A 16,145-nucleotide genomic window follows, 5' to 3' on the forward strand; every position below is an offset into this window, starting at 1 on the left:
CGGGGCTTGCGTCGTGGGCTACCGCCGTCAGGGTCTACGTCGTCAGGGGGCGTACAGCTCGGCGGTGGCGGCGGGTTCGGTCGGGGCGGGACCGGGGGCGGCAGCACCTGCCAGGGCGGTGCCGCCGGCCACCAGCACCCGGCCGTCCGCCAGCTCCACGGCGGCGAAGTCGGACCGGCCGGTGGCGAGGGGCCCGGTGGCCGTCCAGGTGCCGAGGGCGGGGTCGAGGACGGTCACGTTGCGGTGGCCCGCCGCGAAGGCGGGGCCGCCGGTGCCGCCGATGAGCAGCACCAGGCCGGAGCGCAGGGCCAGGCAGCGGTGGCCGCGGCGGCCGCCGGGCATCGGGCCGAGGGCCGTCCAGGTGCCGGTGGCCGGGTCGTAGACCTCGGCGGTGGCGAGGCTGTGCGGGTCGTAGCCCCCCGGATCGGTCACCGTTCCGGCCGCCGGGTCGCCGCCGGTGACCAGGACGCGGCCGTCGGCGAGCAGGGTGGCCTGGTGCCCCTTGCGGGCGGTCAGCAGGCTGCCGGTCGGGGTCCAGGAGCCCGTCGCCGGGTCGTGGAGTTCGCAGTGGGCCAGGGCGGCGTCCGGTCCGCCGGTGGGCAGTGCGCCGCCGACCACCAGGACCTTGCCGTTCCTCAACAGGACGGCCCGGTGCCCGGTCCGGGCGTCGGTCATCGGCGGGCCGGCGGCGGACCAGGTGCGGGCGACCGGGTCCAGCAGCTCCACGGTGGCCAGGGCCCGGCCGTCCGTTCCGGTGCCGCCGGTGACCAGCAGCCTGCCGTCGGGCAGGACGGTCGCCGCGTGCCCGTGGCGGGCGGTGGTCAGCGCTCCGGCGGTGGGCGCCCAGGTGCCCGGGGCCGGGTCGTAGACCTCCGCCGTGCCCAGCGCGGGGCCGGGCGCTCCGCTGTCGGCGGAGCGGCCGCCCACGGCGACCACCCGGCCGTCGCCGAGCCTGCTGACGCTGTGTCCGCGGCGGGCGGTCGCCAGGGGCGGGGCGGCCGTCCAGGTGGCGGCGACCGGGTCGAACAGGGCGGCGGTGGCCAGGGCCGCGCCGGTGGCGTCCGCTCCCCCGGCGACCAGCACCGTGCCGCTGGTCAGCCGGATCGCCTCGACGCCCCGGGCGGCGGACGGGAGGCTGCCGCCGGCGGTCCAGCTCCCCGGTGTGGCGGGCGAGCCCACCGCCTCCTCCTCCGGGATGACGTGCAGCCGGTCGGCGAGGCTGCCGTCCCGGCCGATCCAGTCGGCGAGGGCGTCCTGGGCGGTGGTCCGGCTGCGGAAGGTCGCGGCGGCGAGGCCGCCGGCCGGCGGGTGGGCCTGGACGTTGTTGCGGAGGTTGGCGACGACGTAACGACGGTCGGTGAGGCGGACGGTCTCCTCGGGCGGGAAGGGCTGCCGGAGCCTGGACTCCCGCTGCGAGACCGGCGAGCGGCTGGTGCTGCTGCCCTGGAGCAGCTGGTTGAACACCGCGGGGCTGACGTCGTGGAAGCGCTTGGGCGCGGCGGTGCCGGAGCCGGCCGCCATCGGGACGACCCGGCGGGCGGCGGCGGCGCTCGCGGGCATCCCGCTGTCGATGACGTGCAGGTCGTACCGGGCACTGCGGCGGACCACCCGGGGCGAGAGCAGGGTGCCGGCGGCCGCGGTCAGTTCCAGTCCGGCGTCCTGGTTCTCGTACGCCGGCCGGGAGAGCTTGGCGGCGTCGTCCATGTCCTGGAACTGCGCCATCGCGAACTTGTCGCCGGTGACGGAGACCCGGACCAGGCCGCTGTCCGGCGCCGGCGCGATGGCGAACCGCCGTCCGTCGCTGGGCCGTTGGGCGCCGATCCGGTCGAGGCGGACGTCCAGCGGGATCGCGCGCTGGCGGACGAGGAGCGTGCCGAGCGGGTGGAGCACCAGCTGGTCGGTGTCGGGCAGGTGCCGGAGGGTGACGAGGGGGTTGAGGCCACCGGTGGGCAGCCTGGTCTGCCACCCCTCGGTCTTGCCGAACTCGCCTTCCAGCAGCGGGAGTACGGCCACCGGCGGGAGCGTGGTGTTGTGCTCCTCGCCCCAGCTGATGTCGAAGTCAGCGGAGATCTCGAAGAACAGCAGGGAGATGGAGCCGCGTCCGTGCGCGCGCCAGGGCGAGGGGCCTTCGAGCGCGAAGTCCAGGTCGATGCCGAAGACCCCGACGCCGAAGGCCTTCAAGGTGACCCCGGCGGAGATCGCGATGGTGAACGCGAACGGCGAGAAGCGGAACATCGCGTCGAAGGAGAGGTGCCCTTCGATGCCGAACCCGCCGAAGCCCAGCCGGAGTTCGGCCGCCGCACCGAACTGGACGGTGTTGCTGGTGACCGCGAAGTAGCCGGAGACCCGGATCAGTTGGCCGGGGCGGTTGAGGATGTCCACCGAGAGCCGCTTGGGGACGGGGAAGGGCAGCGGCGGCGGTTTGAAGGACGGGTGGAACCCGCCGACCGTCAGGACGAAGTCCGGTGAGTCGCCCCAGGCGACGAGCAGGCCCATCCCGCCGTCGATGGTCATGGTGAGGATGTGGGAGTCGAAGAGTTCGGCGAAGAACCAGAGCCGCGACCGGTCGACCTCCAGCGCGCCCACGAAGTTGACCTGGAGCGCCAGCAGCGGGAGGTCCTGGCTGGGCAGGACGCACCGGAGCACCCCGAGGACGGCGATGTTCCCGGGCGGGATCTCGACGACGACCCCGAGCGAGACGCTGACCAGCGTCGGGGTCCCCCAGCCGATCTTCGCCATCGGCCCGATCAGGAACCGGCCCTCCTCGGGCGGGAAGAAGCGGCGCAGGTCGGAGAGGATCCGGGGGGCGTTGGCGATGACGTCCTTGGGGAACATCACCGATTCGACCGCGCCGGTCCGCACGCCCTCCGCCAGGGCCTGGAGGTTCATCCCGCGGTTGAGGCCGATCAGCCCGCCGACGGCGAGCAGGGTGAACCCGTAGCCGAGTTGGATACCGGTGGCGCCGAAGTCGGTGGTGATCACGATCAGCAGCGAGAAGCCGTCGCTGCCGTCGGGCATCCGGGTGGTGATCAGGCCGATCGCCTTGAGCTCGACCAGTCCGGCGAACTCCAGGTCGAGGGCGCCGGCGTACTCGCCGTGGTCCGGGTCGAAGGACAGGTACCCGCCGCCCTTGACCGGCCCGGCGTCCACGGCCAGGCCCACGCCCTTGGGCGGTTTGAAGCCGAAGGAGAGGTCGACCGGGCCCAGGTTGCCGTCGCCCCCGGACCGGAACGCGATGTCCGCGGAGAGGCCGATCTGCTCCACGACGGCGGTGACCGGGCCGAGTCGGGCGCGGAACGACACCCCGAGGCCGATCGGCAGCCCGTCCGGGCCGGGCGAGGCGGAGATGGTCAGGCCCTGGATCTCCAGCGGGCCGAGCTCCAGGTGGGTCGGGAGCTGGATCTCCAGGTTGGAGGTGCCGCGGAAGTAGAAGCCCTGCCGGTAGGAGACCCCGACGGTGAGGTCCGCGCCGACGGTGAACCCGCCGGCCGGCAGGACGGCGCCGACGAAGCCGTCCGCGCCGGCCGGCGAGAAGACGAACTCCAGCCCCTCCAGGCCGAATTCGGCGAAGAAGTCGACGGCATCCCCGACCAGCCGGACCCCGCCCGCACCGGCGATCCGGCGCAGCTGGAGCCGCGTGCCGCCGGCCGAGCCGAACAGCACCTGCGGCTCGCCGGTCAGGCCGGACCGCTCCACCTGGACGTCGATCGACCCCTTGGCGTGGACCGGCCCGGTGGACGACTCGAAGCCGAGGACCATCTCGATACCCCGGCCGGGCCGCACCAGCAGCGCGACGCCGCCCTGGAGGTCCAGGTCCCCCCGGATGATGACGGCGATGTCCGGCCCGAGTTCGAAGCGGAAGCCCTGGCGGCCGGTGAACGAGGGCAGCAGCGCGAGGCCCGGCGGGGCGCCGCCGGCGGCGGGCAGCGGCAGCAGCCGGACGGCGGCGGCCATCGAGGCCGAGGGCTGGACGCGCTGGAAGAGCACGGCGGCCAGCGTCGTGGGCGGCGGGCCGAACGGGTCCGGCGGCGCGCCCTGGAGCGCCAGCGCGGTCGACGGCGGGACCTCCCCGGTCTCGACGTTGGCGCCGATGGTCCGCAGCAGGTTGTCCAGCTGGGAGAGCAGCGCCGGCTGGTCGAAGTCGGCGGTGCCCCAGCCGAAGGCGTCCTTGAACACCTGCGAGGGGTCGGCGAGCGTCCGGGGCAGGTCGCCGAGGTCGAGGCCGAGGTGCACGTACGGCGGGCGGTTCCCGGCGGCCGGGGCGTACCGGGCCTTGACCACGCCGAGGCCGCGCAGGGCGAAGCCCAGTGTCGGGTGGTAGCGCTGGAGGTAGGTGACGATCAGGAAGTCGAGGAGCTGGCCGGGGAAGAGGGTGGGGAAGCCGTCCGCACGCAGCACGTCGGGGATCGCGGAGGCCGGTGCGTCGGTGATCGCGTGGATGCCCTTGACGACCGCCTGGACGGCGCCGAGGGCCCGCTGCACGTCGTCCGGCGAGAAGGAGGCCGCGGCGGAGGCACCGCCGTCGCCGACCGTGCCGTCGACGTTCAGCCCGCCGTCGCCCAGCAGGGTGTGCAGGCTGTCGTAGAGCGTCTCGACGGCGCCGCGCAGGTCCACGAATGGCTGCGGGACGTCCGTGACGGACCAGCCCAGGCGGCGCAGCAGCCCGGCGAAGGCGGCCGGTCCGGCCAGCGCGTCGCGCAGCGGCAGCAGCGCCTGCCCGACCTCCGCCAGGATCCGTTCGAAGGTGCCCGGCTCACTCATGCCGCTTCGCCTCCTCCTTGGACTCCGGGTAGAGCTTGCTGTCGAGGAGCGCGTGGAAGGCGGGGTCGACCCGGTTGACGATCAGCCAGGCGCAGACGTGGCAGAAGTCCTGGGCGCTGCCGCGCATCTTGCAGCGGCCGGTCGGCCGGTAGTGGGAGGCGGAGTAGGTGGCGCCGCCCTCGTAGATCCCGATCAGCCGGGCGCCCTTGCAGGGCGGGCTGAAACCCGGGATGTCGACGGGGGTGTCCTCGCCGGAGTTCCGCTTCCTGTTGTCCGGGTCCAGGTTGAGCGGGGCGCGGCTGTTCCGGAGGAAGGTGAGGACCTCCGGCTCCACCACGAGGAGCGGCTGGTGCTGCCCGTCCTTCAACGGCGCGAAGACGATCGATCCGGCCCGGAACGTCGGGAAGGGGGCGCTGCCCGCCCTGGTGAGGATGATCGCGCCCTCCGCGGGGAGGACCTTGCCGACGATCAGCCCGTCCAGGTAGTGGGCGGGCTTGGTCTCCAGCGGGAGTTGCTGCCCGAGGGGTTTGATGCCGAAGTCGCGCAGCCGGACCTCGGTGAGGAGGGCCTGGGCCTGCTGCCACTGCGCGGTGTCGCGGGTGCCGATGGCGAGCCGGACGCCCTGGACCGGGCTGGTCACGTTCTGCGAGTCGGCGAGCAGGACGGCGGCGAGGCGGATCCGGGGCAGCTGGAGCCACTTGACCTTGTCCGCGTCGATCCGCCGGTCCTTCGGGTCCGTGCCCGGGCCGATCCGCAGGAATCCGAACACCGAGACGTTGTCCGCAGGCAGGTCCGCCGCCAGGCTCCCGTCACTGCCTTCACCGTCGAACTCCTCGTACTCGTCGGCCAGGTTGAAGCTGTGGCCGAACTCGTGGGAGACCGTGCCGATGATGTCGTCGACGTCCACGGCTATGTCGGAGGGCGGGTCACGGCGCAACTCCCGGCGGTCCGTCGCATTGGCGTAGACGTAGGAGAGCCCCTGGTACTGGTTGACCGTCTGGGCCGTCACCGTCCGGCCGTTGAGATTGGTCCCGCCGGTCACGCCGTCGTTGACGATCATGGCGATCAGGCCCCGGCTGCGCTGGAACCTGCCGTCGTCGGGCTGCCACTGGTCGCCGACCGCCACCGCCACCGTCGAGTCGGCGACCTGGAGGCTCCGGACGTAGCGCAGGAGGGTGTTGGCGGGGTTGACCAGCCCCGCTCCCATGTACAGCTCCGGCGGGTGCCGACGCGGGTCGAAGGTCAGGCTCCGGGTCGGCCCGCTCTCGTAGAACTCGTACAGCCTGGCGACGAACTCCTTGACCCCCGCGGTTCCCACGCCGTCGTCGGCGGGCCTGCCCACCGGGCCCGTACCCGAGGAGCGGTCGGCGAGCCGGCGGCCCAGCTGGAAGCCGAAGACGGTGTCGCGGGCGTGCAGGATCCCGACCGACTGGTGCTTCTTCCACGCCGTGACGAGGTCCTCGCTGACCCTGGCCGGGTCGACGTCCAGGTCCTGCGCCCGCCACGTGGCCACCAGGCCGGACCGCTGGTCCCCGCGCATGGGCAGCCCCACCCGGCGGACCAGCTCCTCCAGCGTGTAGAGCGCCCCGCCGCCGATCGCGTTGGACGGGATCGGGAACCCGGTGCCCCTCGCCCGGCCCGCCTCGACCGTCTCCTCGCCCGCCGCGACCCGGAATCCGCAGGTGACGGTGTGCTGTGCGGAGGGGGTGAAGGACGCGAAGGCGTTGAAACCGCCCCCCAGCATCCCGTACGGCTCGTGCGCGGGCTTCTCGAACAGCTCGTGGATCGTCCTGGTGACGATGGAGTCGAACTTCGCCCGCTCCTGCTCGCGGAAACCCTCGGCGAGGAACAGCACGTTGTGCTTGCGGTCGAGGACCGTCAGGTCCTTGGCGCCCCACTCCTGGGTCACCGCGTGCGGCGCGGCGTAGTCGACGACCTGGACCGGCAGGAGCTGCGCCCCGCCCAGGCCGGGGAACAGGCCCGACAGCACCCAGGGGGCGCCCGGCTGGGTGGCCGCCACCCCCCGGACCCGGCCGTTCGGCGTCACGGCGAGCTGCCGGGTGTCGGCCGGTACCAGCTGGACGTACCCGTGCCCGGTGATGTCGCCGATCAGGTCCGTCCCGGCACCGGCGTCGTCGCTGAACTTCGCGTACAGCGACGGCTGGGCGTGCGCGACGGTGGAGTCCAGCGCGGTGGTGAGGGAGTCGTTGCCGAACCACCAGCCGACGACCGACCGGTGGACCTGGAGCCGCCCGACGAGGTACTGGCCCCCGGTGTGCGCCTGGAAGAGGAACACCCCCGGGGTCGTGGCCGTGACCACCCCGGTGTCCTTCCGGTACGTCGGCACCCCGTCGAACCGGTGCCCCTTGGCGTTGAACGGTGCGAAGAACTCGACGTCGCACGCGCTGGACGGGACCGGTACGACGTCGAACCCGCCCGTCGCGGGCGTGCGCTCCGTACGGGTGGCCAGGGTCAGGGTCAGCGGCGGCGTACCGGCCAGCGCCATGTGCAGGTCGCAGTGCGGGAAGAGCACCAGGTCGGCAAAGGGAACGGGATCGGTCACGGCGGCGACTCCTGTCTGCCGTCCACACGTCGGGCCCACCGGCGCCCGCGGGTGCCGGTTACTCCGCAACCATAATGACCGGGACATGCGAATCCAACGATCCGTCAAGTCAATGCCCTGAAAGGGTATTTCCGCGCCGAGTGACGATCGGCCGGTGTCGGAGCACCGGCGGTTCGCTGCCACTTCCCGCCCCTTCCAGCCCGTTTCCGACCACCTCCGGTCGGAGGTGGTCGGCGGGCGCCGCAGCCCCGTCCCGTCCCGTGGCGGTCAGCCGAGGGGCTTGTCGAGGACGGCCTTGGCGTGGCTGAACGTGTCGATCGAGTACTCGCCGTGGTAGCGGCCCATGCCGCTCTCGCCCACGCCGCCGAACGGCAGCTCGGGGACGGCCAGGTGGGAGACGGTGAGGCCGAAGACGAGGCCGCCCGAGGAGGTCTCGGTCGCCAGCCGCTGCTTGGTGCGCTCCGACTCGGTGAAGGCGTACAGCGCGAGCGGCTTGTCGCGCTCGTTGATGAAGGCGATCGCGGCGTCCAGGTCGGGCACGGCGATGATCGGCAGGATCGGGCCGAAGATCTCCGACCGCATCACCGGCGCCTCCGGGGAGACCTCGGCCAGCACGGTCGGCGCGAGGTAGCGCTGCGCGCGGTCGTGGTCGCCGCCGATGACGGTCCGGCCGTCGCCGAGCAGGGCGGTGAGCCGGTCGTGGTGGCGCTCGTTGACGATCCGCCCGTACTCCGGGCTGCTCGCCGGGTCCGCCCCGTACAGGGCGTGCACGGCCTCGGCCAGGTGCGCCTCCAGGGCGGTGGCGGTGTCGCCGATGGCGAGGATGTAGTCGGGGGCCACGCAGGTCTGCCCGGCGTTCTGGAACTTGCCGCGCGCCAGCCGCTGGGCGGTGACCGCGAGGTCGGCGCCGGGCTCGACCACCACGGGGCTCTTGCCGCCGAGCTCCAGGGTGACCGGGGTCAGGTGCTCGGCGGCGGCCGTCATGACGATCCGGCCGACCTGGCCGTTGCCGGTGTAGAAGATGTGGTCGAAGCGCTGCTCCAGGAGCGCGGTGGTCTCCGGCACACCGCCCTCCAGTACGGCCACGGCCTCCCGGTCCAGGTAGCGCGGCAGCAGCCGGGCGATCGCCGCGGAGGTCGCCGGGGTGAGCTCACTGGGCTTGACCAGGGCGGTGTTGCCCGCCGCGAGGGCGCCCACCAGCGGGGCGAGCGCCAACTGCAGCGGGTAGTTCCACGGCGCGATGATCAGCACCACGCCGAGCGGGTCGCGGACCACCCGGGCCTCGGCGGGCAGGAAGGCGCCGGGGACGGCGGCCGGCCGCGGCTCCAGCCACTCCTCCAGGTGCGCCACGGTGTGGTCGATCTCGTTCAGCGTGAAGCCGACCTCGCCCCGGTAGGCCTCGGTCGCGCTCTTGCCCAGGTCGGCTTGGAGCGCGGCCAGGAGGGCCTCGGACTGCTCGTTGAGCAGCGCGCGCAGCGCACCCAGCTGGGCGAGGCGCCAATCGAGCGGCCTGGTGCGGCCGGTGGCGAACGTGGCGCGCAGGCGTGCCACCACGGTGGCCGGGTCGGTGGACACGGCGGCGACCAGGGTGCGGGCCAACTCGGCGGAGGAGCCCGGGTTCTGGCCGGTGTAGAGGTTGCGGTCGATCACGGTGTGCGGCGTGAAGGGCGCGGCCTCGACGAAGTCGGCGCCGAGCTCGACCAGGCGGTCCTGGACCAGCCACTCGGCGCCCGCGGCCAGGCCCACGGCCTGCTCCTCGGCGTTGGTGAAGGCGGTCATCCGGTAGCCGGCGAACGGCCAGCCGCCGTCCTCGTCCCGGGCGGCGAGCAGCGCGGCGGGGGCGTGGCAGACGACGCCCAGCGGCTTGCCCGAGGCCAGCGCCCGGGTGAGCAGCCGACCGGAGTCCTCGTCCACGGCGAGGTCCTCCATCGGGCCGTGGCCACCCGGGTAGAAGACCAGGTCGTACGCCTGCGGGTCGACCTCCGCCAGCTTCGCGGGGTGCTCCAGGTCCGCGCGGACGGCCTCCAGGTAGGCGGCCAGCCACTCGGCCTTCTCCTGGCCCCCGCCCGCGGCGCCGCCGTTGGCCTCGACGCTCAGGCTGCCCCGGTCGACGGGGGCCGGGACGCCGCCGGGGGTGGCGATGGTGATCTCGAAGCCCGCCTCGGTGAAGATCCGGTGCGGCTCGGCGAGCTCCTCGGCCCAGAAGCCGGTGGGGTGCGGGGTGCCGTCGGCGAGGGTCCAGTGCGTGGCGCCGGTGACGACGAAGAGGGCGGAAGTCATGGGTGGTGCTCCAGGTCGGCAGGGAAGGGGCGTTGTGGGGTGGGGAGGGGTGGGGCGGGGTCGGCCGGTCGGTCAGGACTTGTCGGGGCCGGCCTCGGCATCGGCCGGCACGGCGACCGCCGCGGCCTGCGGCTGCTCGTCGGCCCGTGCGCCGGCCTCCGTACCAGCCTGCGCGGTGAGCGGCCGGTGGTGCTTGCTGAGTCCGACCATCGCGACCCCGGCGGCCAGCAGCAGCGCGACCGCGGCGATCACGAAGCTGAGGGTGAACTGGCTCTCCGCGGGCAGCGCGGCGCCACCGAGCGCGGCGTAGCTGACCGTCTTGGAGGCGAGCAGCGAGGTCACCACCGCGCTGGCGATCGAGCTCCCGACCGAGCGCGAGATGGAGTTGATCCCGTTGGCGATGCCGGTCTGCTCCAGGGGCACGCTGGCCGCGATCAGCGCGGGCATCGCGGCGTAGCCGAAGGAGATCGCGATGCCGGTGAGCATGCCCGCCGTGATCACCGCGGCCTCGGCGCCGTGCCCGAAGGCCAGCCAGGCGAAGCCCGCCACGCCGATCAGCGCGCCGACCGCGAGGGTGGAGCGGGCGCCGATCCGGCGCACCAGCAGTCCGCCGACCGGGGCGGCGGCCAGGGCGATCAGGGCGCTGGGCAGCAGGTACTCGACGGAGGCGCGCAGGACCGAGGCGGTGAAGCCGTAGCCGGTCAGCCGGCCCGGCATCTGGACGAGGTAGGAGATGCCGATGAACTGGGCGAACGAGGCGAAGCCCACGAAGAGCCCGGTCAGGTTGGTGAAGAGCACCTGGCGGTGGACGAACATCCGCATGTCCACGAGCGGGTTGCGCACCCGTCGCTCGACCAGCACCCAGAGGGCGGCGAAGACGGCGGAACCGGCCAGCGAGCCCAGCGTGCGGGCGGAGGACCAGCCCCACTCGTGGCCCTGCGAGATGCCGAGCAGCAGCAGGACCAGGAAGACGGCCAGGGTGAGCGCGCCCAGCACGTCGACCCGGCCGCCGGTGGGCGAGCCGCCGTGCGGTACCACCACGGCGACGGCCGCCAGGGCGAGCACGGTCAGCGCGGTGGAGAACCAGAAGACCAGGTGGTAGTCGGGGTGCGAGCCCTGGGTGAGCAGCCCGGTGGCCACCAGCGAGAGGCCGCTGCCGAACGCCAGCGTTCCGCTGACCAGCGCCATCGCCCCGTGCAGCTTCTCCTGCGGCACCTCGTCGCGGATCACGGAGAGGGCGAGCGGGAAGATCGCGGTGGCGGAGCCCTGCAGCACCCGGCCGATGATCAGCAGGGCCAGCGAGGTGGTGGTCGCGGCGATGACCGAGCCGACCACCATGACGGCGAGGACGGCGAGCAGCGTGCGCTTCTTGCCGAACTGGTCGCCGACCCGGCCCAGCAAGGGGGTGAAGACGGCAGCCGAGAGCAGCGCGGCGGTGGTCACCCAGCTGACGCCGGCGGCACCGGTGTGCAGCTCCTTCTGCAGCAGGGCGAGGATCGGGACGACCTGGGTCTGCGCCATGGCCACGACCATCGCGGCCAGGCCCAGCGCCAGGATCAGGGGCGTACTGCCGCGCCGCCCGGTGGCGGCGGTGGCCGTGGCCGTGGCCGTGGCAGATCTGGGCACGGCGCGATCGGCGGCGTGGCTCATCAGGTGGGGGTCCTTCCAGGAGGGGCCGGCCGCGCGCAGGCATGCGTCGGGCCGGCGCTCGAAGACAGCGGGCGGGACCTGGACGGTTGAAGCCTGCAAGGTTGATGTCTTCAAGCAATGCCTTGAAGGTAGACCTGAAAGATTGAAGAAGTCAAGCAATCCCGCCTACACTCGACCCATGACCCAGAGCGCCGCCCCGACCGCCACCCCGACCGCCACCGGCTCCGCCGCCCCCACGCCGGTCGAGCTGATGGACCAGGTCGCCGGCGCCGCGGCCGCCTACTACCGGAACTTCGCCGCACTGGCGGCCGAACGCGGCCTCACCCTCATGCAGGGCAAGACCCTCAGCCTGCTGCGCGAGCCCCGCCCGATGCGCACCCTGGCCGACCTGCTGGCCTGCGACGCCTCCAACGTCACCGGCATCGTCGACCGCCTGGAGGCCCGCGAACTCGTCCGCCGCGAGGTGGACCCGGCCGACCGGCGGATCAAGAACGTGGTGCTGACCGAGGAGGGCGAGCGCACCGTACGGCAGATCCGGCTGGACCTGATGTCCGGCCTCACCGGCCTGGCCCAGCTGGACGAGGCGGACCGGCACACCTTCCAGCGGCTCCTGGGCCAGGTCTTCCCCGGCTGACCGAGGCCCCCCGACCGGCGGGGCCCTCAACTCCCGTTCAGCGAACCGGCGGCCGCCTGGGCCACCGACTCGACCAGGGCGATGCCCCCGGACTCGTCGGCATTGCCGTCCGAGAGCACCGCGATCAGCAGCTGGTGCCCGTCGTGCTCCACCGTGCCGATGCTGTTGATCACCCACAGGCCGTCGGCGTCACGCGGCAGCCAGCCGTCCTTCACCGCGGACGTACCGCCGGTCGCCGCCGCGCTCACCCCCCAGCGCTGGTCGCTCTCGACCTGGCCCAGCAGCTGCTGGACGTAGCCGCGCGAGGCCGGGGAGAGGATCGAGTCACCGGTGAACACCTGGCACAGCAGCTGGGCCTGGTCGGCGGCGGTGGTGGCGGTGAGACCCCAATAACCGTCCGCGCCACCGGTGGTGGCGGTCAGCCCGAACCGCCGGTCGGCGGCGTTCAGCCCGCCGTCCTGGCCGATCTCGTTCCACAGGGCCGTCGCCGAGTCGTTGTCGCTGTTCTCGATCATCGCGGTGGCGAGGTCCTGCTGCGCGGCGGTCAGCGCGGTGCCGCCGTCCTGGGACTGGAGCAGCAGGGTGGCCAGGATGTCGACCTTGACGATGCTGGCGGTGGCGAAGCCGTGGCCGGGCGCACCGTAGGTGAGCGACTGGCCGGTCGTCAGGTCGGTGACGGACACCGAGAGCGCGCCGTCCGCCCGGGCGGCGGCGCTGCGCAGCGCCTCGTCCGCAACGGGGGCGGGGGCGGGCGTGGGCGTGGGCGTGGGCGTGGGACTGGGCGCGGGACTCGGGGTGGCGCTCGGGTCACCGGTAGCGGTAGCGGTCGGGGCGGCAGTGGCGCTCGGAGCGGAGGTGGCGGGCGCGGAGGGCGCCGAGGGCGCGGACACCGCGGCCGGGTCGGCCACGACGGACATCCGCGGCCGGCTCTCGGCGGCACCGGAACTCCCTTGCAGCACCCCGCTGATGATGCCTGCGGCCGCGAGGATGCCGACGGGTGCCAGCAGCCTCGACCGGGGGACGCTTCGCTTCGTCATGTCCAGTGACGCTAGAGAGCGCCGCTTTGAGCAGTCTGAGGACGGGATGGGTGTTTCCTGACACCTGGTCCGCTCCGCCGGGCCGTCACCCCGCCGGGTGGCGGACCGTCACGTGACGCCGAGGACCCGGGCGACGTGGCGCGCCAGCTGCGCCCGCAGCTCCTCGCGGGAGGCGTGCTCCGCGCCGGCCAGGTGCTCCACCAGGTCGGCACGGGTGGCCGCGAGCAGCGCGTGGGCGGTGAAGTCGCCGTCGGCCGCCCCCGGGATCCGGTGCAGGAGCTCCCGGACGAGGGTGTGCCACTGCTCGTAGTGCTCCGTCCGGTAGGGGCTGTCCGCTCCGGTCCCCTCCAGGGCCAGGGCGAGGTGACGGTTGTCCAGCTTGAAGCACAGCAGGGCGTCGAGCAGGGCCGGTACGCGCTCCGGCGCAGGCGTGCCCGGGCCCAGCGGGGGCGGGCCGGCCTCGACGGCTTCCGTGAGCGGCTGGAGCCGCGCCGCGTACAGGGCCCGGATCAGGCCCGTGCGGTCGCCGAAGGCGCGGAAGAGCGTCCCCTTGCCGACCCCGGCCGCCGCCGCGATGTCGGCCATGGTGACGTCCTCGGCGCTTCCGCCGTGGGAGAAGAGCTCGTCGGCCGCCGCGAGGGCCGCGGCCCGGTTGCGGGTCGCGTCCTTGCGTGGCTTGCGCTCGGTCATCTGCTTCCTCCGATTGCGATCCGGACCGCCGGTCCGTATCGTTCTTGAAGCGGACCACTGGTCCGTATCGTAAGCGACGGAGGACCCATGCCCGCGAACACCCCACCGGCGGAGCTGTACCGCCACGGCCTGCGCCTGCTGCTGGACAAGGACATTCCCGCCTGGGTCGGCCTGTGGGCCGAGGACGGCGTGATGGAGTTCCCCTTCGCGCCGCCGGGCCTGCCCCGGCGCCTGGAGGGCCGGGAGGCCGTCGCGGCCTACATGCGCGACTACCCCGACCACATCGACCTGCACGACTTCCCCGAGTTGCGGATCCATCGGACCACCGACGCCGCAACGATCGTGGTCGAGATGCGCGGCGTGGGCCGCGTCGTCCGCACCGGGGACCCCTTCGACATGTCCTACATCGCCGTCGTGACCGTCCGGGACGGGCGCTTCACCGCCTACCGCGACTACTGGAACCCGCTCGCCGTCCAGCAGCCCGGTCTCGACTTCACGGGGAGCAGCGCGGGATGAACGACACCAGCACCGTCCTGGTCACCGGCGCCACCGGCACCACCGGGAGCCGCACCGCCGCGCGGCTCGTCGCCGCCGGACACCGCGTCAGGGCCGCCGGCCGCAGTGCCACACCTCTGCCCGGCACGGAGCCGGTGCGCTTCGACTGGTTCGACCCCGCCACCTTCGACGGCGCCCTCGCCGGCACCGACCGCGTCTACCTCGTGCCACCCGTGGGGGACCCGGAACCGGCCACGGTCATGCTGCCGTTCCTCCGCCGGGCCCGGGCCGCCGGCGTGCGCCGCGCGGTGCTCCTCAGTTCCTCGGCCGTGCCCGCGGGGGGTCCGGCGGTGGGCGTGGTGCACCGGGCGCTGCCGGGCCTGTTCGACCAGTGGGCGGTGCTGCGGCCGTCCTGGTTCATGCAGAACTTCACCGGCGAGCACCTCCACGCGCGCGGCATCCGCGCGGACGGCACCATCCTGACCGCGGCCGGGAACGGACGGGTCGGCTTCGTGGACGCCGACGACATCGCGACCGTGGCCGTGCACGCGCTCACCGACGACCACGCGCCCGACACCGACCTGGTCCTGACCGGGCCGGAGGCGCTCAGCCACGACGACGTGGCCGCCGTCCTCACCGAGGTCACCGGCCGTTCGGTCGTCCACCGCCACCTGACGTACGACGAACAGCGCGCCCGACTCGCCGCACTGATGCCGGAGGAGTTCGCCGCGATGCTGGCCGGGATGGACCGGGCCATCGCGGAGGGCGCCGAGGACCGCACCACCGACACCGTCCGCCGCCTCACCGGTCGCCCCGCGCGGAGCTTCCGGCTGGTCGCCGAACGGGAGTTGACCGCCGACCGCTGACCCGCACCACCCGCCCGCCCGGGTACGGCCGGGGCGCCGGCCCCCGGCCCGAGGTCCTCGGGCCGGGGGCCGGCGGGGCGTCACTGCCAGGCGCGGTTGACCGCGTCGCGGGCCTGGCCCAGGTACTGCTGGTAGGTGCCGAGGTTCCAGGCCGCCCAGGAGGCCCAGCCCCGGCCGGTGCCGTCGTTGTCGATCCGGTAGGCCTTGCGGGCCGACCAGCCCATGTCCTGCCAGTTCTCGGCGGTGACGATCTCCGGGTCGTGGTAGTGCACCTCGGGGTACCAGCGCTCGTTGATCTGCCAGGCCCCGAGGTCCTTGGTGCCCGGGTCGGGGTCGGTGGGCAGGTTGGTGTGGACGGCCAGGCGGTTGCAGCCGGACTCGGCCATGGCGATCGCGACGGCGTAGATCGCGTCGTCGTTGCGGCCCTCACCGGACCTGTCCTTCGCGAAGCCCGCCGCCTTCGCCTCCCGGGCGCAGGCGTCGATGCCGCTCTGGTCCCCGGAGGCGTGGGCGGTGAAGCCCGTCGAGCTGACGGTGAGCGCCAGGGCGACGGCCGAACCGGTCAGCAGTGCACGAGTTCTGCGGAGCACGAGTGTTCTCCCTTCGACGGCGGCCCGGGATCGGGCCGGGTACGAGGAAGGACGCTAGGCGGCACCGGTAGACAAGCGGTCAACGCGGAACGCCCGTACCGCAGGCCCCGTACGGCCGCCGCCCCGGCCACCCTGGCACCCCGTGGGCGCGCGGGAGCGGCCCGGATAGGGTGGAACGGCACGTCAGAGGGCCGGGAGCGGCCGGGAAGGGCCTGGGGCATGGGGAAGAAGAGCGAGCTGGACGACCTGCGGGCGCGGGTGGCCACGCTGGAGGCCGAGGTCGACCGGCTGCGGGGTGAGGCGGCGGCGGCCGGCCGGGCGCCGGCGGTGACCGCCGGGCAGCCCCAGTCGATGACCCGCATCGCGGACGCCGTCGGTGTGATGGTCTCCGGCGGCCGGGCGGAGCAGCCGACCCGGGTCCTCCAGGCACGGACCGGCAGCCCGGAGCGCAGGACCGTAGCGGCCCCGCAGGCCCCGGAGGCCCCGGAGGCCCCCGAGCCTGCGGAGACCCGGAGCCTCCCGGTCCCCGCGCACGGCCAGTTCCTGGAGAGCCTGCTGTCGGGTCGTTAGGACAGTCGG

The 16,145-nt window shown here is 73.7% G+C and carries 11 protein-coding genes; 4 read left to right on the top strand and 7 right to left on the bottom strand.

The features are described 5' to 3' along the window. Positions 1-42: 42 nt before the first annotated feature. From ACFY2K_RS17010 to ACFY2K_RS17025, 4 genes are all read right to left on the bottom strand, one after another. Entirely contained in the window at positions 43-4,761 is a 4,719-nt protein-coding gene (locus tag ACFY2K_RS17010) for a DUF6603 domain-containing protein (RefSeq protein ID WP_387712100.1), read from the bottom strand. After that, positions 4,754-7,324, bottom strand: a complete 2,571-nt coding sequence (locus ACFY2K_RS17015; protein WP_387712103.1) for a hypothetical protein — start codon at positions 7,322-7,324, stop codon at positions 4,754-4,756. Before ACFY2K_RS17015 ends, ACFY2K_RS17010 begins: the two co-directional genes overlap by 8 nt. Positions 7,325-7,591: 267 nt before the next feature. Further along, complete coding sequence (locus tag ACFY2K_RS17020; RefSeq protein ID WP_387712106.1) at positions 7,592-9,604, bottom strand: aldehyde dehydrogenase family protein; 2,013 nt, start codon at positions 9,602-9,604, stop codon at positions 7,592-7,594. Positions 9,605-9,676: 72 nt separating this feature from the next. Next, positions 9,677-11,254: an MFS transporter gene (locus ACFY2K_RS17025; protein WP_387712109.1), complete on the bottom strand. Its 1,578-nt coding sequence runs from the start codon at positions 11,252-11,254 to the stop codon at positions 9,677-9,679. A gap of 178 nt (positions 11,255-11,432) precedes the next feature. Between ACFY2K_RS17025 and ACFY2K_RS17030 the strand changes: the two genes are divergently transcribed. Beyond that, positions 11,433-11,888, top strand: a complete 456-nt coding sequence (locus ACFY2K_RS17030; RefSeq protein ID WP_380523305.1) for a MarR family winged helix-turn-helix transcriptional regulator — start codon at positions 11,433-11,435, stop codon at positions 11,886-11,888. Positions 11,889-11,914: 26 nt separating this feature from the next. Here the strand turns inward: ACFY2K_RS17030 and ACFY2K_RS17035 are convergent, their stop codons facing one another. Beyond that, positions 11,915-12,925, bottom strand: coding sequence for a serine hydrolase (locus ACFY2K_RS17035; protein ID WP_387712113.1), 1,011 nt, complete (start codon positions 12,923-12,925; stop codon positions 11,915-11,917). A 108-nt stretch (positions 12,926-13,033) separates the two neighbouring features. Further along, positions 13,034-13,615, bottom strand: coding sequence for a TetR/AcrR family transcriptional regulator (locus ACFY2K_RS17040; protein WP_380594731.1), 582 nt, complete (start codon positions 13,613-13,615; stop codon positions 13,034-13,036). 87 nt (positions 13,616-13,702) lie between these two features. Here ACFY2K_RS17040 and ACFY2K_RS17045 point away from each other — a divergent pair, with 87 nt between their 5' ends. Both ACFY2K_RS17045 and ACFY2K_RS17050 read left to right on the top strand, forming a co-directional pair. Continuing rightward, a complete protein-coding gene (locus ACFY2K_RS17045) occupies positions 13,703-14,131 on the top strand; it encodes a nuclear transport factor 2 family protein (RefSeq protein WP_380523309.1) in 429 nt (142 codons plus the stop codon). Continuing rightward, positions 14,128-14,976, top strand: coding sequence for an NAD(P)H-binding protein (locus ACFY2K_RS17050; RefSeq protein ID WP_387712116.1), 849 nt, complete (start codon positions 14,128-14,130; stop codon positions 14,974-14,976). The genes ACFY2K_RS17045 and ACFY2K_RS17050 overlap by 4 nt, the downstream gene beginning before the upstream one ends. A gap of 80 nt (positions 14,977-15,056) precedes the next feature. On the opposite strand, the gene ACFY2K_RS17055 is transcribed toward ACFY2K_RS17050, so the two are convergent. Further along, on the bottom strand, positions 15,057-15,566 hold the full coding sequence (locus tag ACFY2K_RS17055) for a hypothetical protein (protein ID WP_380593574.1): 510 nt from the start codon (positions 15,564-15,566) through the stop codon (positions 15,057-15,059). Positions 15,567-15,785: 219 nt separating this feature from the next. Between ACFY2K_RS17055 and ACFY2K_RS17060 the strand changes: the two genes are divergently transcribed. Then, positions 15,786-16,136, top strand: coding sequence for a hypothetical protein (locus ACFY2K_RS17060; protein WP_380644857.1), 351 nt, complete (start codon positions 15,786-15,788; stop codon positions 16,134-16,136). The last annotated feature ends 9 nt before the right edge of the window (positions 16,137-16,145 follow it).

The sequence above is a fragment of the Kitasatospora sp. NPDC001309 genome, assembly GCF_042896295.1.
GTDB lineage: Bacteria > Actinomycetota > Actinomycetes > Streptomycetales > Streptomycetaceae > Kitasatospora.